The sequence below is a fragment of the Candidatus Thorarchaeota archaeon genome, assembly GCA_021498125.1.
In the GTDB taxonomy this organism is placed as follows: Archaea; Asgardarchaeota; Thorarchaeia; order Thorarchaeales; family Thorarchaeaceae; genus B65-G9.
In genome coordinates this window covers 31013-51326 of sequence record JAIZWL010000006.1, presented here as the reverse complement: position 1 = coordinate 51326, position 20314 = coordinate 31013, and the positions used below count along the sequence as shown (strand labels likewise).

Genomic DNA, 20314 nt, shown 5'->3' with positions numbered 1-20314 from the left:
CGTGTACTAGGACATGACTAGTACACGTATAAATACAAGAAGTGAATAAATTCATCGGAAGAGATTTACCTCGTAAGGTTTTAAGGGATGTACACCGCCGTTTCTATGTAGAGCCGTTGGAGACCCACGCCTTGCCAATTGTGTTAAAAGATGCAGACCTCAGACTGAACAGAGCCGTCACATTTGAATGGCTTAGCACAAATGGTCTTGGAGGGTATGCGTCATCGACAATTGTAGGTCTCAACACCCGAGGCTATCACGGGCTGATGGTCGCAGCCCTCAACCCACCAGTTGATCGCTGGCTCACACTCTCGCGACTGGATGAAGTGGTGATTACTCCCAAGGAAGAATACAATCTGTCTACTGAACAGACAGAAGAGGGAGTCACCCACCGCGGCTATCGGATGCTAAAGGGGTTCGCCCTCAACCCGCTGCCCACAATGACGTACTGTACAGGCGCAGTGACCCTGAAGAAGACCGTATTCATGCCCTATCGGCGTAACATCACAACCGTGAGCTATGAGATCTCAACAAACGATGAGATCGTCTTTACAGTGACCCCGCTTCACACAAACAGAGGTCTCCACACTCGACCCACATATCTTGACTTTACTCCTCAGTATGAACCAGTCAATGAACACTCGTACTACGCATTTGATGAGAGACTAAGCAGTCCGTGGATGTATTGTTGGACCCCAGATGCCGAGTTCTCTCCGAGTAAGATCCGAGTCACCGAACCACAGGTCTATCGACGCGACAAGGCCATGGGACTGCCACATAAGGAACAGCTCTGGATCCCCGGCGTCTTTCACACGGTTCTTGAGCCCGGTGAGCATTACCTCTCTTTTCTATTTGCAGCAGGCCCCTCACGAAAGGACCTCACACGCGATCTCGGCCCATTGATGAAGGCGACCCGCAAGGACTTTCTCAAACTTCGCTTTGACGAGCTTCGCCGACGAAAAGTTCTCAACGACCGTGCCTATGCTCTGACGGACAAGCCTCGTGAGGAGGATATCGAATGGCTTGTGTTCAATGCGGACTCGTTCATTGTTGATCGGGCGACCTCTCGTTCGCGCTCGGTCATAGCCGGATACCATCATCTTGAGGACATTGGTCTTGACTCACTGATATCATTGCCGGGTCTGACGATCTCACTGGGACGGTTTAATGATGCACGAGAGATCCTGAAGACATACGCACGCCATTCACGCTACGGACTCGTTCCAAACGACTTTCCTCAGAGAGGTATCCAACCTGAGTACGATAGTGTAGATGCCTCGCTCTGGTATATCCTTGCGGTCTGGCATTATGTGAAGTCAACAACTGATACCGAATTCCTTTCAGGAATAATCTGGGACACTCTTGAATCAATAATCAGCGCATATCGAATGGGCACCAAGTACAATATCCACGAGGATGTTGACGGACTCATCTGTTCAGGAATTGAGGGAGTCGAGGTCTCGTGGATGAATGAACGTATTGGAAACTGGGTTGCGACTCCGCGGATAGGAAAGTGCGTGGAGGTCAACGCGCTCTGGTTCAATGCCCTCATGGCCATGGGCGAGATGAATGAGATGCGGGGGTATGATCCTTACGAGTACCTTGCAGTCGCGCAGTGGGTGCGAGAGGCATTCATCCAGACCTTCTGGGATGACGAATTAAAATATCTATACGATGTGGTCAGTGATGAGAAGGTGGACAAGTCCATCAGACCAAATCAGATCTTCTCTATTGCTCTACCCTTCAATCTCTTAGACAAAGAGAGGGCTGAGGCAGTTCTCAAGGTCGTCACTGATGAGTTACTGACACCATATGGACTTCGAACACTATCCCCACGAGATCCGCGTTTTGCACGAGCAGTGACCGGCGGACCAAAGAGCAGAGCTGGAGCAGTCCATCAGGGTGCCGTCCATCCGTGGCTCATCGGCCCATATATCTCTGCATACTTGAAGGTCAAAGGCAAGACAAAAGAAAATATAAAATATGCGGACAAACACTTTTTCCGGCCAGTGCTGGACACCATTCGCACAGGTTGCCTTGGTACCATATCCGACATGTTTGACGGATCAAAGCCATACCGGGATCGAGGCTGCGTATCGCGGGCCAGATCGGTCGCTGAACTGTTACGGATCTATTTCGAAGAACTTTGAAAGGACATACAATACACCGTCAGTAGCCCGTAGCGACGAGAAAGAGGAGTGCAAAGCAAGACTGAGAAGATTTAACAGAAGGAGAGTCAGGTAGAATAGGTGGTGATATCATGCAAGATGGCCTGCTGGATCCACAGGATCTTCCATTAATCAGTATAGAATTATTAATTGCAATTGGCTTTCTCATGGCATTTATCTTTGCATTCATGGTTCAATCAAAACATCCCAAGCTTACATCAAAAGGATGGAATAAAATCCTTGCAGGCTTGTTCTTTTTAATGCTCCATGGAATCTTCGACGCTCTCGACACCCTACAGTTCGATGATTTCACTGTGGATCTGTTAAATGTCCTTGATGGGTCATGTTTTGTAATTGGCCTACTATTATTCGCGTTGGGAATCTATGGCATCGCTGTTTATGGGGCGAGCCTATGGGAGGTGCAATGATGCAGGTTGGCACGATATTTCATCCACCAGACACACCACTTGAATTGTTCAAGGCGTTCTTGGATGCAGGAGCAGCGATCGCATTTGTCATCGTACTGGTGAGTATCTATTATGCAAAGAATCGATACCCGGTCATCGAACGAAAACGGACGTTCTACTCCCTCATGCTGTTTGCGATCCTCGGCCTCGTTAGCACCATTATGGATGCGATTGATGAATGGATATGGTTCACCCCAAAGGAGTTCTACGATCTCATCTGGAAACCAACGAGATTGTTTCTACTCTTAGGTGGGATTTTCATTCTCATCTTCGCATTCCGTCAGTTCTATGATTTCAGCCATCGTCTATTCGGAGAAGACACGAATGAATAGCATCATTCAAACAGTCATGATCATCCATATGGATGGTCTTCCACTGTTGAGCATAGACCTTGACCCCTCGACCACGGAGGGAATAGAGGGCTTTGTCAATCTCTTTGGAGGGTTCTCCAGCGCCATCAACGCACTGATGAAGGAACTCGGCCACAAGGAGATCAAGTCAATAACCGTATCTGACGGGGTTCTTGTATACAGCTCACATAGTCCGCTGTTATTCGTAGTCCACGCCTCGGACGAGAAACATGAGAAGTTCGCGGAGATCTTCATCAACCAGATCAGACGGGAGTTCTTCTCCACGTACGGGGACATTCTTCATGATGACGGAGCTATCGCAATAGCGGACACATTTGAGGCATTCAAGTCACGTATTGAAGAAATCTACCAGAGCCTGAGAAATATCATTGAGAAGTATCCCGCATTACAACAGTATCTTCCAGTGGACATTCCTCTACAGAGCTTGTATGAACTACTGCATGTGGGACTAGATATCATCGAGGGATATCCTGAAGATACTATTAAGATCGTACGCAGACTTGATCAATATTTCACAGAAGATGAAGAAACCGTTGACAAGTTATCCTACGCGATAGGTCTCTACTCGGGTCATATGATTGCTAAAGAGCGGCTGAGTGGAGAGTATGTTGTCAATCTTCAACACGTACTCAAATTACTTGATGAGATCTCCGTTGTAAATCTTGACACGAAACACGAACTCTTCGACATCAAGCTCTGCCCAATCTGTCGGGGCAAGACCGCAGATAGGCCGATCTGTGGGTTCTTTAGCGGATTCATAGAAGGAGCACTCAACAATCCGGCGATCACCGTCAAAGAGGTGGCTTGTCGAGCAATGGGCGATGAGAGCTGCCAATTCAAGCTCTATCGAAAATAGCGTGGTCGCCAGAAAAAAGTATTATAATAAATGGAAACTCTTTCTGAAAATAAGACTACAAAAAACTGTAAAATATCAGTAACATATATTGAGATACGGACAACTCTGCACTAGTGCTGCAGGAGCAAGTAAAGGAGTACCGAATTGTGCCTGAGATAATTCACGGAGTGCATCTATTTGAGATCCCCACACCATTTCCTGTGGGCACCGTCAACAGCTATCTCATCGAAGGAGAACCACTCACACTCATTGATGTGGGACCACAATATCCACCAGCCATAGAAAAGATGCAAGAAATCTTGTCGAATCTAGGCTACCATTTTGAAGACATAGAACAGATACTCCTCACTCACGGGCACATCGATCACACAGGCATGGCTGGAATGTTTCTAGACGCAAGAAGATCACACGGTCTAAAAGAGCCACTGATTGCAATTCATAGCGAGGATGTCTATCGTCTCGCATATCATAATGAGTACATGCCAGAGAGAATGAAGGCATACATGAAGATCGCCAAAGAGGGAGGCGCACCCGAAGAGGCGATCGCGGCAATCAATACAGAACAATTGGCAAAATACTTTCTCTCACTTGCACAGGCAGTCCCATCTATTCAGACGCTCAGTGAGGGGGAGATTCTTGAGTCCGGAATCGGAATGCTGGTAGTGATCTGGACACCGGGACACACTCGGGGGTCGGTGTGCTTTGCTGCGGATGATGCAAGACTGCTCTTTACGGGAGACCATGTACTTGGAGATATCAGTTCAAATCCCAGCCTAGATTTTGAGGGGCCCGGGATATCAATGCTGACCTATCTGGACTCGTTAGATCTGATCCTCAAGTACAACGGTTATCGAATTCTTCCCGGTCATAGAATGAACGTCCAAAGTCTCAGAGAACGTGTTAGTGAATTAAAATCCGACATCCAGAGAAAACTACAACAACTCCTTGAACTGCTCACCGATAAGCCAACATCAATCTATCAACTCTCACGTAGACTCTATGGTGACTATGATGTCACGCAACTTGTCTTGGCACTGGCCGAAACCCTTGATCTTGCGCGAGTTCTGGAAAAGGAAGGCAAGGCTCGTGTAATAGAGACCGCAAACGGTAAGTCGGTCATCGTTGCTGAAGACGCGTGATCTTTATTAAGAAATAAATAAACTGTGCAACGGAGCCGAGGCCCCGTTGAAAAGAGAATATCTACTCGAGCTTCCAAGTCGGGCCATCTTTGGTATCGCCAACAATGACGCCCAGTTCCTTGAGGCGGTCACGGATACGATCGGACGTTGCCCAGTCTTTGTTTTTCCTAGCGTTCTCCCGGACCTCAAGCAGAAGTTCGATCACTCCCTCAAGGCGCACCGAGTCACCAGCACCCGCATCGGAGTCAGTACTCTTTGTCACATCAATACCGAGGACTCCAAGAAGTTCAGAGAGCGTGGCCAGTGCCTTTCTAAGAACCGCTGTCTTTTCAGCATCCTTCACAAATGTGTTTAGCACTCGAATGAAAGCGAAGACCTCTGCAAGAGCACCTGGCGAGTTGAAGTCATCATTCATCTCTCTCTCAAAACCAGAGCGGAGCGCATCAATAGCCTCAACGATCTTGTCGTCAGCCTCCGTCTTGCCACTTCCCCGTTTTTCGAGGATCGAGATGCGACCGCGTATCGTATCAACTGCGTTGCGTATTCGCTCAACCGATTGTGTGGCCTGCTCAAGGGCCTTCGTGTTGTAATCCAGTGGCTGACGATAATGACCAGAGATGAGAAACAGCCGGACCGCCTGATGATCGAAGTGATCAAGGACCTCTCGGGCAGTAAAGAAGTTACCTTCACTCTTGCTCATCTTGTCGGACTCGATTGTCAGAAAGCCATTGTGGAGCCAGTACTTGATCGGGGTCTCGACACCGTAAGCGGCTGATGACTGAGCTATCTCATTCTCGTGATGTGGAAAGATCAAGTCTTGTCCACCACCATGAATGTCAAATGGCAGTCCTAGATAGTACGCACCCATGACTGAACACTCAGCGTGCCAACCGGGTCGACCCTTTCCCCACGGACTGTCCCACGAGGGCTCACCGGGCTTTTCAGACTTCCATAACGCAAAGTCCCGTGGGTCGGTCTTTCGCTCATCCACATCCACACGAGCTCCCGCAGATAGTTCATCGGGTGAGATCCGTGAGAGCACTCCATAATTGGGATGCTCGCTCACGTCAAAATAGACATCTCCGTCAACCACATATCCACGGCCGTTCTTGATGATCAACTCAATCATCTCGATGATATCATCAATATGTTCTGTGGCACGGGGATTGACAGTTGCGGGTTTGATATTCAGCTCGTGGGCAATCCTATAGTACTCTGAGATGAACCGTGCGGCCAACTCCTGCACTGAGATCCCAGCCTCATTTGCGCGGGAGATCATCTTGTCATCAACATCTGTAAAATTCGTGATGTAGGTGACTCGATATCCGCTATACTCGAGATACCGGCGGATCATATCAAAGACGACAAAGGATCGTGCATTGCCGATGTGTGGATAGTCGTACACGGTCGGGCCACAGACATACATTCGAACATGATTCTCTTCAAGTGGCTTGAACTCTTCCTTTGACCGTGATAGCGTATTGTAGACTTTTATCATTGGCACTACCCATGAAGACCGCACATCATCTGCATAAAAAGGCCTCTGCAATAATTGCCAGTATCTGAAGAGAGGCTCCTCTCTATCAATTGCGGTCGGTTAGACTGCAAGGTCTGAAGACCAGATCCTCAGAGAGGAATCATCTATTTTTGACCAGCACCAGAACCCCTGCATCTGGCACCACATAGATCCGTGGGTCGGGGATATCAGGATTCTCTTGGACGTATCGCTCCACAAGCTCGCGTAGAATCCTCTGCACATCCTCCGTAGACGAGGGATTGAGTCCCTCCATGCGATAGACCTCGCGAAGGAGCTTGGGGTCTTCCCCGGTAATCACTTTGATGTTACCCTCTTCGACATCGAGAAGTATCCGATAGAGGTCAGGTGGTTTCTGGTTTCCGATCTTGAAGGTCGTCTCAGAGCAGTAGGTCTGGATGACAAATTTGAGAGCCTCTTTCACGTTCATACCTTTGGAGGCCTCCATTGCCTCTGCGTAAGCCGCACTTCCAATACCATCCTCGCAGGGGGCCAGCAGCACGATCCAGCCTCGTTTATCATGACGCACTGCATTCCATGCGGCATGTATCCCTTTGCCTGCCTGATAGAGATTGATTCCCAGATCACCAACTGAGACAAACACAATATCTCCGGGCTCATCGACCTCAATGACACGAAGCCTCCGCAAAGGTTCAGAGGCGGCCTTATGGCACTCAATGATGTCACCGGCCTGAACGTACACGACCTCCCCACTATTTACAATGGTGTCGATACAGAAGATATTGATGTGCTCCTTCATCCTCTTTGCGATATCGATCATGTCCTCGATCACAGGATTGCCCTTTGTGTTTCCGAGCCGGCACTCGGGCTTGAATCCAAGCTCAAGATCAAACATCTTTGGATGGTTGATACGAATGGTCTCACGCCCGGCCACACCCGGACAGAACGACTTGACGGTCCCGGCCTGCCCTGCGAAATAGTGATACTCCGAATCGCTCAGTGTGATGACCAGACAAGCATCCATGATCCGCTCATCGATCAGAATGGGAGTACCCATTGCTGAGACCCCCATGTCACGATTTCCGGAGTCGCAGTTGTGAATCAGGATATTGTCCTTCCAGTCAGCATAGATTGAAGGACCAAAGATCTTCTCTTCTAACGCCTGCTTTGACGGTGGAGTGTGAGTCCCACTTGCCACCATGATCTTAAGATCGTCCCGTTCCACACCTAAGGATAGAAGATATTTTGTGAGCGGGGGAATGATCAGCTTGGTGTGGACATTAGGACGTGTGTTATCGTCTACAACAATGATTATGTCATTACCCTTCGAATAGAACTTTTTCACCAATTCCTCAAGTGGAGGCGAGCCAATAGGGTTACGCATAACGTGATCAAGTCGCGTTTCAAAGTCATCAAAATCCGGTATGAACTCTTCGACCTCAAGCACCTTGGTCTTGGCAAACTTGGTCGGGATAAATTCGTCAATTGTCGCGGTTCCATATTTCAGAGGGGTCTTGTGATATGACATTGTTGTTCGTGATTTTAAGAGCATAATCCATGTTAACGGTTATGGTCTGGTCTAGTGAAACATGTCGCATTAACAAGCTTTAAATCTGGATAACTGCATCCTTTGAGTTAGACAAGACTAAAATATTTAGACGAAGCTAAAAGTATAGGGTGCCAAAGAGATGGTACGAATAAATAGACAACATGGAGATTGATACATTGGCGCACAAGGTCAAGGGGAAACCAAAGATTCTCACCACTGTACCATCAGGAAGAGTATGTAGACTCGTTGGGATCGCACAAGACTCATTCATAAGAGGCCATCAACGTGCCGCACGTGGACGAGGAAGACACAAGGTTCGCGGAGGAAGACATGGTCTCACAGGACGAAACAGGGAGATGCTCCGACGCCTCATGGACCTCGGATTCACATGGGGCTGTGTGTTCGAGATCGTCCAAGGTGGGAGAAGTGGTCCCGTTCTGGTTGAGATACGAGGCACCCGAATTGCTCTCGGCCACGGGATTGCTAGTCAACTACTTGTAGAAGAGGTGTCATAGAAGACATGAAGATCCGAGTCGCATTGATCGGGAATCCAAATGTTGGAAAATCAGTTGTCTTTAACAATCTCACTGGTTCACGACAACATACGGGAAACTGGCCCGGTAAGACGGTGGAGATGAAGTCAGGATACTACAAGTACAAGGGCTACGAGTTTGAGCTCATCGATCTTCCCGGGGTGTACAGTCTAAGTGCGCTCTCCGAGGACGAGCGTGTGGCCAGAGAATATCTCATCGACAACCGTCCTGATGTGGTAGTAGATATCTTGAATGCATCCCAGCTTGAACGGAACCTCTACCTCACACTCTTACTGATCGAACTCCAGTTGAGGCTTGTTGTAGTACTGAACATGTACGATGTCGTACGGTCGAGGGGCGATAAGATTGACATCGAGAAATTGTCCGAGCGACTTGGAGCTCCCGTTGTTATCACAACGGCCCCAAAGAAAGAGGGCATGGAGGAACTCAAGGAGGCAATACTGAAAGCGGTACCGCCTCATGTTCTCACTGGCGAATCCAACGCAGATGAACATCTTCCGGGCGATATCGATAAGGACCATCTGCATTATCATCCACGCTTACATCATCATGGGCAATACGAGCGTCTCCATCCGCCATCCATCAAATACAGTCCCAAGATCGAGAAATCGCTCAAAGAGATAGTCATGCTTCTGGAAAACGAGAGGGAGCTGTTGGAAAGATACCCTCCAAGATGGGTTGCACTACGACTGCTGGAGAGAGACCCAGAGATACTGCCTCTTGTGGTCGATGACGAGTTACGAGAAAAGATCCTGGCGGTGGGAATCCAATGAGTGACGACCAAGAGCCCTTTCTAGAATTCAGTGAGGAAGACATGGCAGATCCTCAAATAGTGTTAGCGGATGAGAGATACAAGATCATTGGTGACATTCTCTCCGATGCCTACAAGGCAGGCAAAGAAAAGTGGACCATCAGCGACATGCTGGATCGCGTCTTTCTCCACAAGTATCTGGGGATCCCCGTCTTCTTAGTGGTCATGTGGGCAATGTTCACGTTCACTTTTGAGGCCTCACGAGTCTTCATGTCACTTATCGAACTCCTCTTTGATTGGCTTGGCGGATTCACATCACAAATCCCCATCCCATGGCTGGCCTCATTGATCACGGACGGCGTTCTGGGAGGAGTCGGATTCATTCTCACGTTTGTCCCTCCGATCTTCTTTCTGTACTTGGCAATCTCAGTCCTTGAGGACACAGGGTATCTTGCCAGAGCAGCCTTCGTCATGGACCGTTGGATGGTCAAAATCGGACTTCATGGGAGATCATTCATACCCCTACTCCTTGGATTTGGATGCAGTGTGGCTGCTGTCAGCGCCTCACGGACCGTTGATGGCGAGGCAAACAGACTGACCACCATCCTTGTAGCACCACTCATCTCATGTTCCGCAAGACTCCCGGTCTATGTGCTTCTTGCAGGAATCTTCTTCCCAGCATATGCAGGCACGATCATCTTCTTCCTCTACATCTTCGGAATCGTCATGGCAATCATCATGGCCACCCTCTTCAAGAAGTTCCTCTTCAAAGGAGAATCATCACCACTGGTCATGGAATTACCACTCTATCAGCTTCCCACCGTTCACGGATCGTTCCGCCACATGTGGGAACGCGGAGTCATGTTTCTAAAACAGGCAGGAACATACCTCTTCATCGGTAGCCTGGTCATATGGGTCGCCTCATCCTTTGGGCCCGCAGGCTACGGTGTGCCCATCGAGCAGTCATATGTGGGATTCCTCGGAAAACTCTCGGAGCCAATCTTTGCACACATGGGATTCAGTTGGCAGATCGTGGTGGGCCTCATCTTTGGCATCCTTGCAAAAGAGGCTGTCATTCAATCGCTATCGATCATCTTTGCAGTGCAAGGGACCAGTGGTCTTCATGCAGCACTTCTGGGAACCATGACCCCTATTTCGGCGTTCGCACTCATGATCTTTGTATTGCTCTATGTGCCGTGTGTGGGAACGATTGGTGCTGTGAAGAAGGAAACTGGCTCGTGGAAATGGACAGCATTCTCAGTGACGTACCAGATGCTCCTTGCATACTTTATTGCCACACTTGTGTATCTGATAGGAGGCCTGTTCATTGGCTGATTGGCTGCAACAAGATCAAGACCTGTGGAGAGTTCTGTCATTCATATTATGCCCCATATATCTCATAGTGGGATTGGTGGAGTTACTCGTATCTTTGGGAGGCTTCTCGGTCAGCCTATTCAATCCAGACCTAATGGATAGTTTCCTAATCATTGTTATTGGAGCAGTGTTCTGTGAAGGGTTACTCCAGACACGCCATAAAGAACCCGAGGCCTTCGCATTCATCATTGTAGGACTGATTCTTGCAACAGTAGTATTTCTGCTCAGGGTCATTGTGATCTCATCCAACCTTCTCGGATGGGCATTGCGCCTTGAGGACTGGGCGAGCTGGTCGATCACAGAGGGCCTGACGTGGTCGCTTGTCGTCTATCTCGTGACTATGCCAATAGTGGTGGTTGTATGGTTATCTAGAAAATTGGCAAATGAGCCGGAGGAGGCAAAGTAATGATTGGCACGATCCTCAAGACGATGATGGAAGACAGGATCATAACCACTCGTGATCTGGCACAGGAGGTTGGCGTCCAGCCCGAGACCTTGGGGGACATTCTTGTCTTACTAGTACGCCGTGGCCTTATCGAGGAGGTCGCAACTTCTTGTGACATTGGATCCACGTGCAAATCATGTCCTATGTACGCGGCCTGTACACGCAACCAGAGAGAAGGTAGGACATTCAAGATTACCAAACGGGGTGTTCAGCATGTCAGGAAGACGAGAGGCTGAGGACGGACTCACTGACGCTCTTGAGATGTATATTAAGACCATCTATGAGATCGAGAGAGAGAACGGTGCGGCCTCAGTGACCGATATTGCAGAGAGGCTCGGTGTACGAGCACCAAGCGTCACAGCCGCCCTCCAGAGACTTGCAGAGATGGAGATGGTCGGCTATGAAAAGTACAGAGCGGTAAATCTGACCAGACGAGGACAACGCATTGCCAAGCGGCTGATGCGTACTTATGATGTCCTGCAGGACCTCTTTGTTCTTCTAGGAGTTGACGAGCAGATAGCTGAGAGTGATGCCTGTGAGATCGAGCATTTGATCCATCAGGAGACCTTTGACAGGATCGAGGCATTCACAGAGTATCTGGCTAACAATGACCAAGGACGAAAATTGTTGAACGCATTTCTGAAGACAATAGGATCTGCTAGAGCACACAAAAAGTCAGCATAGCGACCTTGATCTCGAGAATAATTTTGGGGCACGGAGATTTTATTTCCATATGTTGATTAACAAACAGCATGGCTAACAGCACGAACGGCGAAGGTGTTATGCAAACTGAGTCCGATTCACCTTCAACTCGGAGGTTACAACCACTACAGGCACTCTGAGGACTGGTAGTCATTGTAAGCATCATTCCCGCCGAAAAAAATGCACGTTGTTTGACCTCCGCCACCGATTCGGCGATGTGGACCTACATGTCGCCCGAGATATCATCACACTTGCAGGGGGGAAATTGTCCGTCACAAATCGAGTTCAAGATGATTGGACCCAAGGTACTGTATATCACATCTGGATCCCGCAGGCTCCGCTTGCCCCACGCGGATCTTTGACAACAGACCAACACCACCAGTAGCTGAACGTCCAATATTCTGTATATGAAGCAGTAAGACTATCCATTAGATCTGCGTTCATCCGACAATGATCTAAACATGACCTCATTATCTTGACCAATCTTCATGCGTTTTGTTGCCGGAAAAGTAGCGCCTGACATATTTTTATTGACAGCAATAGATTTAAATCCAAATTTGGCAATACTATAGATGGGGGAAAATGAATAGTTATATGTGGAAATCATTCATTCATACCGAAACCTTTATATAGTAATTCTGTACACTATATAAATGTAGCGGATAAGCAGGTGTCAATGCCATTTGAAGACAGAGTTTTTGCTGCCACCACAGCTGCATACTAGTGAAGACAGTGTACCGCATACCGCCTGCACGAACGGAAGGTGAAAGTATTGGCATCACGAAGCGAACGACCAAGGAAACATCACGAGAAGTCTAGAAAAGAATACGAGTTTACATGCCCAGAATGTGGAGGACACGAAATAGTCCAGGATCTACAAAAAGGGGAGAGAATCTGCGCGACTTGTGGGCTGGTCATCAGCGAGCACAGAATCGACACTGGCCCCGAATGGAGAGCCTTCACAAGTGATGAGAGAGATGCACGCTCAAGAACTGGCGCACCAACGAACTATTCTATCCACGACAAAGGTCTCTCAACAATGATCGATTGGCGAGACCATGACAGTCAGGGTAAAAAGTTCTCTGCACATAGACGCTCAGAAATCTACCGCATGAGAAAGTGGCAGATTCGGACACGGGTGCACAGCTCAGTTGACAGAAATCTTGCACAGGCCATGTCAGAACTTGATAGACTGGCATCACAGCTTGGACTGTCAAAGAGCATCAAGGAACTTGCCGCTCTGTTGTACAGAAAGCTCATTGTCCGAAGACTTGCCAGAAGCCGGTCCATCGACGCCATGGTCGGGGCTGCAATCTACGCAGCATGCAGACTGAGAAATGCACCACGTTCACTTGAAGAGATCTCACGCCACTCACGAGTGAGCAAGAAGAAGATCGGTCAGCACTACAGGTTACTGGTCGAGAAGCTCAAGCTCCGGATGCCGATCTCAGACCCTGCGAACTATGTTCCACGCTTCATTGCCCAACTCCATCTTCCTGGTGAGGTGCAGAAGAAAGTCTTAGAGATCCTCACCAAGGCAAAGGAGAACAGAAGCCTCGTGACGGGACGCGATCCTCGTGGCCTTGCAGCAGCAGCGATCTACATCGCATCGATTCTCACAGACCATAGGGTCACTCAGCGAGACATTGCGATGGCGGCTGGAGTCACAGAAGTGACCGTGCGGAACCGGTACAAGGAACTGGTACAGAAACTTGGCATCACTATGATGCCTGTATAGTCTAAAGAGATAGGGGGCTGCTAAGTACAGCCTTCTATTATTTTTCTTTTCATTTCATTTCTCGTTTTACTTTTTCACTCACACTTGGTTCAGTGGAGACCTAATTGATCCATCGTCTCGAAAAAGGATCTGCTGAGGAATGCACGGTACGCAAAGCCACCCCATCCCGATCTGAGCATGGCCTCTTCGACATCACCAAGAAGTTCCTCACGGGACATAAGACGAACAGCATGGATCTCGTGCGTATCGATGATGTGAAGATCGCTACTGGTAGCATCCGCGAGAAAGACAAGAGACCTCCACGGTATCACGCCGTCCGCACACCGCACATCCAAGGTCACATCAAGAACGAACCGTCGCAGTTCAACATCCAGACCAGTCTCTTCCCGCATCTCGCGTCGGGCCGCAACGTCAAGCGGTTCTCCGGGATTAGCACCACCAGAGGGTGCACGGAAGATGACAGTGCCCGCATAGTCATGCTTCTGGATCACTGCGAACTTGTCCCCGACACGGATAAAACAGGTGATATCATGATGTCGACCCTTTGCAGCACTACGCTTGACCAACTCACATTCGAAGTCAAGAAAGTCAGCTGAGAAATGTAGTCGTCGCGGACGGCCATACCTCTCAATCAATGCAGCAATCTCGTGATTATCAATGTCGTTCAGTGACCTCGCCAAGAGAGGTCTCGCCCCGGTCCTTTTAGGATTTATGACAGAATGTTGACAACAGACTTTTACGAATAAGCGACTATCCCTACCATGGATGTGAATGCAATGGAGTTGCAGATCGGGAGGATCACGATACAGGTCGAGAGCGGTGACATCTCCGAGTTGGATACAGAGGCAATAGTGAATGCTGCAAACTCGGACCTCTGGATGGGCTCGGGAGTAGCAGGAGCAATCAAGAGCAGGGGCGGCCCGGAGATCGAGAAGGAGGCAATGGCCCAAGGACCCATCAGGCCGGGAGAGGCCGTGATCACCAGTGGTGGCAGATTACGGGCAAGGTATGTCATCCATTGCGCAGGGATGCCGCCGGGGGGAAGGGCCACCTTAGAAAACGTCCAGTCCTCTGTAGAACATGCCATGCGATTGGCTGCTGAGCGAGGGATCCGAGAGATAGCATTTCCAGCAATTGGGGCAGGAGTGGGTGGTCTCACAAGTGAAGAGGCGGCCCGTGCGATCATCAATGGTGTAACGAAATTTGCAGAAAATCCCGGGTCGGTAGAGAGAATAGTATTGGTGGGGTATGACGCACAGGGCACGAATGCATTTGAGAGGGCCCTTCACGAGGTCCGTGGTGATCGCTGATGGAACCGCGGACATGGGTCTTTGGCCGATTGACGATCACGCTCAGACTCGGGCCCTATGATGACTCCGAGATGGACGCTGCTCTAAAGGCAGACAATATCCCTCTTGGGGTCTCGTTATCACCGACTGGTACCAATGGGCATATGGGACTGACTGCAAAAGAAGACAGTTCAGCAAAACGAGTTGAGTACTGGACACGAATCACTATCCATGACGAAAAAAGGCGTACTCTGATATTCAAGGCGGTCACCAAATTCCTTCAGGAAGCAGATAGAGAAGGGGATCGGAGAGTAGCAGTCTCCACACTGGGACCGGAAATCGGGATGGTCCCGAGTTGGGAGACCGCTGAAGAGATCGCAAAGGCAGCCTATCTTCATGGGAACACCGAGGGAACAGTAGACTCAGTGGACATCATCACTACAGCTGCGAGCCAGTTCAACTCATTCATCTTTCCATTGAATAATATTGAGATGCTTGTCGGATAGGCTAACAGCATTTCACAAAAAAGCGGAGCGAAGTACCCAACCTTGGAGAGTACGCTGAAGATTTCGAGCCTCGATCACACTCTGGCATGTCTCTCGTAGCAGGGGGATTATCTCTCGATCATCATAGAGAACACGGCCCTGTGTCAATGCATCAAGCAATACTGTGTGAAGACCAGATATCAACTCGGTGGCTAAATTCTCAGGGACGACAAATAGATCGACGCGGAATTCTCGTGCCCACATTCTCAAAGCTTTCGCATCAATATCGGAGGGAGTGATCAATAAGACATCGAAATCACTCATGAACGAGGCCTCACCACGAGCACGGGAACCAAACAGAATTGCAGAGGTCGGCCCCCACTTACCTGTGCGTAACTCCTCGATAAAGCGAGGGAACTCTTCTTTTGATCGTTCATCTCGTTCACGCAGATACTTCACGAACTTTGCGAAGGAAATCCAATGTCACCTCCAGTACCAATGTGCTAGGCGTTATCTCTAATGCTGTAAGCGATTTTGAGTATGGCTTCAACCTACGTCAACAAGACAAAGGCCGTGGTAGCGGCTCACATCTTAAGCCGTCTACGCGCAGCCTCTGCTGATGTCACAATAGGATCCCAAGTATCACACACGGCGGGAGCATAGCAGTTCTCGAAATCAAAGAGTTCTGCTGCATTGATCTTGGTCTGAATGCCAAGCGTGATGACGTTGATCCGCATGGCCGCATCCTCGACCCCGACGATCTGGCCACCAACCAACCGCCCTGTTCCCTTTTCATAGAACGTCTTGACCTTGATGTCTTTTCCACCTTGATAGTATGGGGGCTTGGTGAGACCTTTGACGGAACCTTTGACAACAGGGACCTCAAACCGCTGTGCAAGATTTTCTGTGAACCCGGTACTTGCGATCTCAAGACCAAACAGGTTTGTTACCTTGGCACCAACGATCCCGGGGAAGACCACATCGCCGCCAGCAGCGTTGATCCCAGCAACTCGACCCTGACGAACTGCAACTGTCCCGAGACCTCCGACCATCGGTTTACGTGTGACGAACTCCACATGCTCGCAGCAATCACCACAGGCATAAACGCCCTCAACGTTGGTCTCCATCTTGTCATTGACCTTGATACCATGAGCGGGACCAATCTCGACACCAATGCTCTTTGCAAGATCGACTACAGCTCTAACACCAGTTGCGACAATTACAGCATCAGCAGGGATTTCTTGAACTTCACCAGACTCACGATTTTTGACACGAACTGCAGTGGGACTGTTCTCACCAAGAATCGCCTCTGCCGCAGTGTTGGTCAGAAGTGTGACGCCTTGTGCGGTCACGTGTTCCTCAATGATTCGTGCCATGTCGGGATCGACCATTGCGAGAAGAACGTTAGGTAAGAACTCGACGACGGTCACATGTACACCGCGTTCGTGGAATGCCTCTGCGGCCTCCATCCCAATAAGTCCGCCACCAATAATGACCATATTCTTAGCTTGGTCGGCCTCCTTCACCAAGGCCTTTGCATCATCTATAGTCCGCAGACCATAGACACGTTCCTTGTCAAGACCCTCAATAGGTGGGTCCGCATTTCTGGCACCAGTAGCAAAGATGAGAGCATCGTACTTGAGCGTGCCCTCTCCGTCTTCTCCGACGTACTTCAGCTCACGAGACCCATGATCAATCTCAGTCACACGGGTGCTAAACTTAGCATCCACTTTTAGGCCAGCCCAGTTCTCGGGTGGTGTCAGAATCAGGTCGTCAAAAGCGGCAACCTTACCAGAAATCGTGTATGGGAGCCCGCACCGGGAATACTGAGAATAGGGTTCCTCGTTAAAGATGGTGATCTGTACCTTCCTGTTGAATTTGCGGGCCTGCATAGCAGCAGTAGCTCCAGCAGCACCACAACCTATGATTGCAATAGTTTCGACCAAGATCGTATCACCTGAATGTCAGAGCATTGCCATAGAGTCGAGAACCATCAGACTTCAATCTTTGGATAGTGATGATTTCACTTGGCGCAATTCGGATGGTTTATCTCAAAGAAGCGAACAAGTAGACATTGTTTGAATTGACCGAAGCACACGATCTTGCTGAGTATTGCGTCGAATTCGGACGCGGACTCGGTGCAAAATATGTTGAGGCCAGATACGAGCGAAAAGTCGGACGCGGCCTTGCCTACCGGAACGGCGAACCGGTCTCTGGAGGTACCAGTCCAGAGTCAGGCATTGGCGTGCGGCTGCTTGTTGACGGCAATATCGGATTCGCTGCTTTCGATCGGATCGACAAGTCATTGGCCGAAGAGGCGATCACAGCCGCCTTCAAGATGGCTAAGAACTCGCATCGAAAGGAGCCAATAGATCTGGGGGAGCCTGTAACCAATGAGGACACATGGTCTGTTCACGCCAAACAACCACTGAGCAAAGTGGGAATCGAAGACATCATGGATCTCGCTCAACAGATGAATGAACAGATGAGTGGTCTGATGCAGTATACCATGATGCTCACGCCCACTGTGACGGACAAATATCTCGTGACCAGCGAGGGAACAAAGATCATGGGGCACCTAGAACACATCTTCATGATCGTCCTATTGACTGCCGCCGCCGAGTCTGGGTCGGAACAGAGGTTTCTCGACTTCACCCGCTGTGGGGGCTGGGAACAAATCAAAGATGCACAGGTCATCGAGAAGATTGGCGACGAGGTGGAGCGCTTAAAGAAGGCAGCCACCCAAGCCAAAGCAATGAAAGAACTACTTGATGGTCCTGTTGATATCATCGTGGGACCTGAAGTGGCAGGGATCATATCACATGAGAATGTCGGTCATCCAAGCGAGGGCGATAGAATCATGGGCCGAGAGGGAGCACAGGCCGGAGAGAGCTTCTGGCGCGATCTCAAGTTGGGCGAGTCGCGTGTCGGCAGCGAAGCGGTCACTGTGAGCGAAGACCCGACCATTCCGAATACCGGGGGATTCTACCTCTATGATGATGAGGGCGTCAAGGCAAGAAAACGGACACTCATCAAGAACGGCATCATCAATGAACCACTTCTCAATCGTGAGTTCGGTGTCCGATTCGGTATGGGTTCCAATGGCGCAGCAAGAGCATCTGCGTTCAATCGAGAACCGATCATCAGAATGGCGAACACTTTCTTTGAGCCCGGCGACTACTCGTTCGAAGAACTTGTGGAAGATGTGAAACTTGGGATCTTCATGAGGAGCTTCCAAGAATGGAACATTGATGATCGAAGATATCAATCGAAGTATACTGGGTCCGAGGCGTACCTGATACGGAATGGCGAATTGACAGACATCATGGTCAAACGACCAGTGCTTGAAACCACCAGTGTGGGCATGCTGAGTGCTGTTGATGCCGTGAGCAAAGAACTCCGATTCGACTTTCCAGGGACCTGTGGTAAGAGCGATCCCATGCAGGGCGTGCCAGTCTATGCTGGGGGCGGCGATGTGCGATTCAGAGGGATCAGACTGGGAGGTGTTGGATAATGGTCGGTATTGACGAGATGAAGACAATTATTGATGCGACTATTGACTATGCTGCGGATAAGACAGAAGGGATCATCATACGTGGGACCATAGGCAAGGAATCACAGATCCGCTTCTCGCAAAATGCCATTGACATATCAAAGCGCTGGCAAGAGATGAAACTTGAGATGTTCATCATTCTCAAGGGCGCTCAATCAGGTTTCACTGAACGTTCTGTCACCAGCATTGAAGAAGCAAAGCAGACGGTCGATGATGGCATTGAGTTCATCAAACATCTTCCAGAATCATTCTTTTTTGCAGGTGTCGAGGAAACAGTGAGCAAGTACACACCAGTCCCCGATCTTGTCGACCCCAAATTTGATGACTTCACCGAGAAGGCTCCGGAATACGTCAATGCGGCCATAGATGCAGCAATTGAAGAGGGAGCCATTCGAGTCGCGGGATCACTGGCCTTTGGTAAGCGGGAGAGATACTTCCGTTCATCGTACGGTCCAAGTGGCGAGTCGACATCTACGGTCTATGATCTCAATGTACGTGCGTTCCAAGACGAACTTGACTACTCAGGTCAGGGACTCTCGTGTGGGACCAAACCCACTGCTTCAGAGAAACAGATGGTCGAGGCGGGAACAAAAGCAGGGCGCCTATCAAAACAGGCCAGTACCGCAGTGCAAGGTGAACCCGGAAAATATGATCTCGTCCTGAGTCCTACGGTGGCTGCCGATGTCCTCGGATTCGTGCCCGGCGCGGCAAATCCGTTCTACGTCATGATCGGGATCTCACCACTCGCGGATCGCATGGGGCAGAGCATTGCACCTGAACATGTCACAGTGTGGGATGACCCGGCCATGCCAGAGGGTCTGGGAAGTAGGTCGTTCGATTTTGAGGGCACACCATCACGCAAGACCACGTTAGTAGAGGAAGGCGTACTCAAAGGGTTTGTGCACAATACGACCACGGCCCGGATGTTCGAGACCGAGTCTACAGGAAGTTCTGGTGCGGCATCACTGAGCCAGAGCCTGAAGATGTTACTACCGGTCTCCTCGAATATCGTCTTCAATCAGGGTGATCACACACTGGAAGAACTTCTTGAGAGTGATCGCCCGACCATTTACGTCACCTGTAACTGGTATACGCGCTTCCAGAACTATCAGACGGGCGAGTTTTCGACAATTCCACGCGATGCGATGTTTCTCGTCAAGGATGGAGAGATGAGACCGATCAAAAACCTCCGTATCAGTGATAACGTAATGCGGATGTTTGCGAACATCGATGCCATGGGAAAGGATCGCACACAAGTATATTGGTGGGAAGTCGCCACCCCAACGTTCATTCCCTCAGTCCGAGTCAAGGACTGTCGAATGAGTGCTGCAACACAATAAGAGAGAAAGAGATGTGACGGGGTCTCCCCGTCACGTGT

General features: G+C 49.6%; 21 protein-coding genes. 16 read left to right on the top strand and 5 right to left on the bottom strand.

What is annotated here, in order from left to right:
• Window positions 1-140: 140 nt before the first annotated feature.
• The 5 genes from K9W43_11975 (at window position 141) to K9W43_11955 (ending at window position 5001) form a co-directional block, all read left to right on the top strand.
• Window positions 141-2150, top strand: a complete 2010-nt coding sequence (locus K9W43_11975) for an amylo-alpha-1,6-glucosidase (GenBank protein MCF2137941.1) — start codon at window positions 141-143, stop codon at window positions 2148-2150.
• 110 nt (window positions 2151-2260) lie between these two features.
• Window positions 2261-2596, top strand: coding sequence for a hypothetical protein (locus K9W43_11970; protein MCF2137940.1), 336 nt, complete (start codon window positions 2261-2263; stop codon window positions 2594-2596).
• Window positions 2581-2967 carry a hypothetical protein gene (locus K9W43_11965; protein MCF2137939.1) on the top strand — a complete coding sequence of 129 codons (387 nt, stop codon included), beginning with the start codon at window positions 2581-2583 and terminating at the stop codon, window positions 2965-2967. Before K9W43_11970 ends, K9W43_11965 begins: the two co-directional genes overlap by 16 nt.
• Window positions 2960-3862, top strand: coding sequence for a hypothetical protein (locus K9W43_11960; GenBank protein ID MCF2137938.1), 903 nt, complete (start codon window positions 2960-2962; stop codon window positions 3860-3862). The genes K9W43_11965 and K9W43_11960 overlap by 8 nt, the downstream gene beginning before the upstream one ends.
• Window positions 3863-4008: 146 nt before the next feature.
• On the top strand, window positions 4009-5001 hold the full coding sequence (locus tag K9W43_11955; GenBank protein MCF2137937.1) for an MBL fold metallo-hydrolase: 993 nt from the start codon (window positions 4009-4011) through the stop codon (window positions 4999-5001).
• A 61-nt stretch (window positions 5002-5062) separates the two neighbouring features.
• Here K9W43_11955 and cysS read toward each other — a convergent pair whose 3' ends face one another.
• Both cysS and K9W43_11945 read right to left on the bottom strand, forming a co-directional pair.
• Complete coding sequence (cysS, locus tag K9W43_11950) at window positions 5063-6499, bottom strand: cysteine--tRNA ligase (protein ID MCF2137936.1); 1437 nt, start codon at window positions 6497-6499, stop codon at window positions 5063-5065.
• A gap of 139 nt (window positions 6500-6638) precedes the next feature.
• Window positions 6639-8024, bottom strand: coding sequence for a lactate racemase domain-containing protein (locus K9W43_11945; protein MCF2137935.1), 1386 nt, complete (start codon window positions 8022-8024; stop codon window positions 6639-6641).
• Between the two features lie 182 nt (window positions 8025-8206).
• Here K9W43_11945 and K9W43_11940 point away from each other — a divergent pair, with 182 nt between their 5' ends.
• The 7 genes from K9W43_11940 (at window position 8207) to K9W43_11910 (ending at window position 13609) form a co-directional block, all read left to right on the top strand.
• Complete coding sequence (locus tag K9W43_11940; GenBank protein MCF2137934.1) at window positions 8207-8560, top strand: ferrous iron transport protein A; 354 nt, start codon at window positions 8207-8209, stop codon at window positions 8558-8560.
• Between the two features lie 5 nt (window positions 8561-8565).
• Entirely contained in the window at window positions 8566-9372 is an 807-nt protein-coding gene (locus tag K9W43_11935) for a 50S ribosome-binding GTPase (protein ID MCF2137933.1), read from the top strand.
• Window positions 9369-10685, top strand: coding sequence for a ferrous iron transport protein B (gene feoB, locus K9W43_11930; protein ID MCF2137932.1), 1317 nt, complete (start codon window positions 9369-9371; stop codon window positions 10683-10685). Before K9W43_11935 ends, feoB begins: the two co-directional genes overlap by 4 nt.
• Complete coding sequence (locus K9W43_11925) at window positions 10678-11130, top strand: hypothetical protein (GenBank protein MCF2137931.1); 453 nt, start codon at window positions 10678-10680, stop codon at window positions 11128-11130. The genes feoB and K9W43_11925 overlap by 8 nt, the downstream gene beginning before the upstream one ends.
• Entirely contained in the window at window positions 11130-11405 is a 276-nt protein-coding gene (locus tag K9W43_11920) for a FeoC-like transcriptional regulator (protein MCF2137930.1), read from the top strand. The genes K9W43_11925 and K9W43_11920 overlap by 1 nt, the downstream gene beginning before the upstream one ends.
• Entirely contained in the window at window positions 11383-11853 is a 471-nt protein-coding gene (locus K9W43_11915) for a metal-dependent transcriptional regulator (protein ID MCF2137929.1), read from the top strand. The genes K9W43_11920 and K9W43_11915 overlap by 23 nt, the downstream gene beginning before the upstream one ends.
• A gap of 781 nt (window positions 11854-12634) precedes the next feature.
• Window positions 12635-13609 carry a transcription initiation factor IIB gene (locus tag K9W43_11910; protein MCF2137928.1) on the top strand — a complete coding sequence of 325 codons (975 nt, stop codon included), beginning with the start codon at window positions 12635-12637 and terminating at the stop codon, window positions 13607-13609.
• An 89-nt stretch (window positions 13610-13698) separates the two neighbouring features.
• On the opposite strand, the gene K9W43_11905 is transcribed toward K9W43_11910, so the two are convergent.
• On the bottom strand, window positions 13699-14289 hold the full coding sequence (locus K9W43_11905) for an NUDIX hydrolase (protein ID MCF2137927.1): 591 nt from the start codon (window positions 14287-14289) through the stop codon (window positions 13699-13701).
• A gap of 96 nt (window positions 14290-14385) precedes the next feature.
• Between K9W43_11905 and K9W43_11900 the strand changes: the two genes are divergently transcribed.
• Both K9W43_11900 and K9W43_11895 read left to right on the top strand, forming a co-directional pair.
• Window positions 14386-14919: a macro domain-containing protein gene (locus K9W43_11900; GenBank protein MCF2137926.1), complete on the top strand. Its 534-nt coding sequence runs from the start codon at window positions 14386-14388 to the stop codon at window positions 14917-14919.
• Window positions 14919-15404, top strand: a complete 486-nt coding sequence (locus K9W43_11895; GenBank protein MCF2137925.1) for a hypothetical protein — start codon at window positions 14919-14921, stop codon at window positions 15402-15404. The genes K9W43_11900 and K9W43_11895 overlap by 1 nt, the downstream gene beginning before the upstream one ends.
• Window positions 15405-15416: 12 nt before the next feature.
• Here the strand turns inward: K9W43_11895 and K9W43_11890 are convergent, their stop codons facing one another.
• Together K9W43_11890 and K9W43_11885 are read right to left on the bottom strand one after the other, a co-directional pair.
• The gene (locus K9W43_11890; protein ID MCF2137924.1) at window positions 15417-15842 is read right to left on the bottom strand and encodes a nucleotidyltransferase domain-containing protein; all 426 of its coding nucleotides are present in this window, start codon (window positions 15840-15842) and stop codon (window positions 15417-15419) included.
• A 125-nt stretch (window positions 15843-15967) separates the two neighbouring features.
• Window positions 15968-17329 (bottom strand): FAD-dependent oxidoreductase, encoded by a 1362-nt coding sequence (locus K9W43_11885; GenBank protein MCF2137923.1) that lies wholly within the window; start codon window positions 17327-17329, stop codon window positions 15968-15970.
• A 137-nt stretch (window positions 17330-17466) separates the two neighbouring features.
• Between K9W43_11885 and K9W43_11880 the strand changes: the two genes are divergently transcribed.
• Together K9W43_11880 and K9W43_11875 are read left to right on the top strand one after the other, a co-directional pair.
• Entirely contained in the window at window positions 17467-18897 is a 1431-nt protein-coding gene (locus tag K9W43_11880; GenBank protein ID MCF2137922.1) for a TldD/PmbA family protein, read from the top strand.
• On the top strand, window positions 18897-20276 hold the full coding sequence (locus K9W43_11875) for a TldD/PmbA family protein (GenBank protein ID MCF2137921.1): 1380 nt from the start codon (window positions 18897-18899) through the stop codon (window positions 20274-20276). The genes K9W43_11880 and K9W43_11875 overlap by 1 nt, the downstream gene beginning before the upstream one ends.
• The last annotated feature ends 38 nt before the right edge of the window (window positions 20277-20314 follow it).

Excerpts from the sequence above, each read along its gene's own strand:
- K9W43_11960 (MCF2137938.1), top strand. The coding sequence starts at position 2,960 with ATGAATAGCATCATTCAAACAGTCATGATCATCCATATGGATGGTCTT.
- K9W43_11945 (MCF2137935.1), bottom strand. The coding sequence starts at position 8,024 with ATGTCATATCACAAGACCCCTCTGAAATATGGAACCGCGACAATTGAC.
- K9W43_11970 (MCF2137940.1), top strand. The coding sequence starts at position 2,261 with ATGCAAGATGGCCTGCTGGATCCACAGGATCTTCCATTAATCAGTATA.
- K9W43_11915 (MCF2137929.1), top strand. The coding sequence starts at position 11,383 with ATGTCAGGAAGACGAGAGGCTGAGGACGGACTCACTGACGCTCTTGAG.
- K9W43_11895 (MCF2137925.1), top strand. The coding sequence starts at position 14,919 with ATGGAACCGCGGACATGGGTCTTTGGCCGATTGACGATCACGCTCAGA.
- K9W43_11920 (MCF2137930.1), top strand. The coding sequence starts at position 11,130 with ATGATTGGCACGATCCTCAAGACGATGATGGAAGACAGGATCATAACC.
- K9W43_11940 (MCF2137934.1), top strand. The coding sequence starts at position 8,207 with ATGGAGATTGATACATTGGCGCACAAGGTCAAGGGGAAACCAAAGATT.
- K9W43_11875 (MCF2137921.1), top strand. The coding sequence starts at position 18,897 with ATGGTCGGTATTGACGAGATGAAGACAATTATTGATGCGACTATTGAC.
- feoB (MCF2137932.1), top strand. The coding sequence starts at position 9,369 with ATGAGTGACGACCAAGAGCCCTTTCTAGAATTCAGTGAGGAAGACATG.
- K9W43_11935 (MCF2137933.1), top strand. The coding sequence starts at position 8,566 with ATGAAGATCCGAGTCGCATTGATCGGGAATCCAAATGTTGGAAAATCA.
- cysS (MCF2137936.1), bottom strand. The coding sequence starts at position 6,499 with ATGATAAAAGTCTACAATACGCTATCACGGTCAAAGGAAGAGTTCAAG.
- K9W43_11900 (MCF2137926.1), top strand. The coding sequence starts at position 14,386 with ATGGAGTTGCAGATCGGGAGGATCACGATACAGGTCGAGAGCGGTGAC.
- K9W43_11965 (MCF2137939.1), top strand. The coding sequence starts at position 2,581 with ATGGGAGGTGCAATGATGCAGGTTGGCACGATATTTCATCCACCAGAC.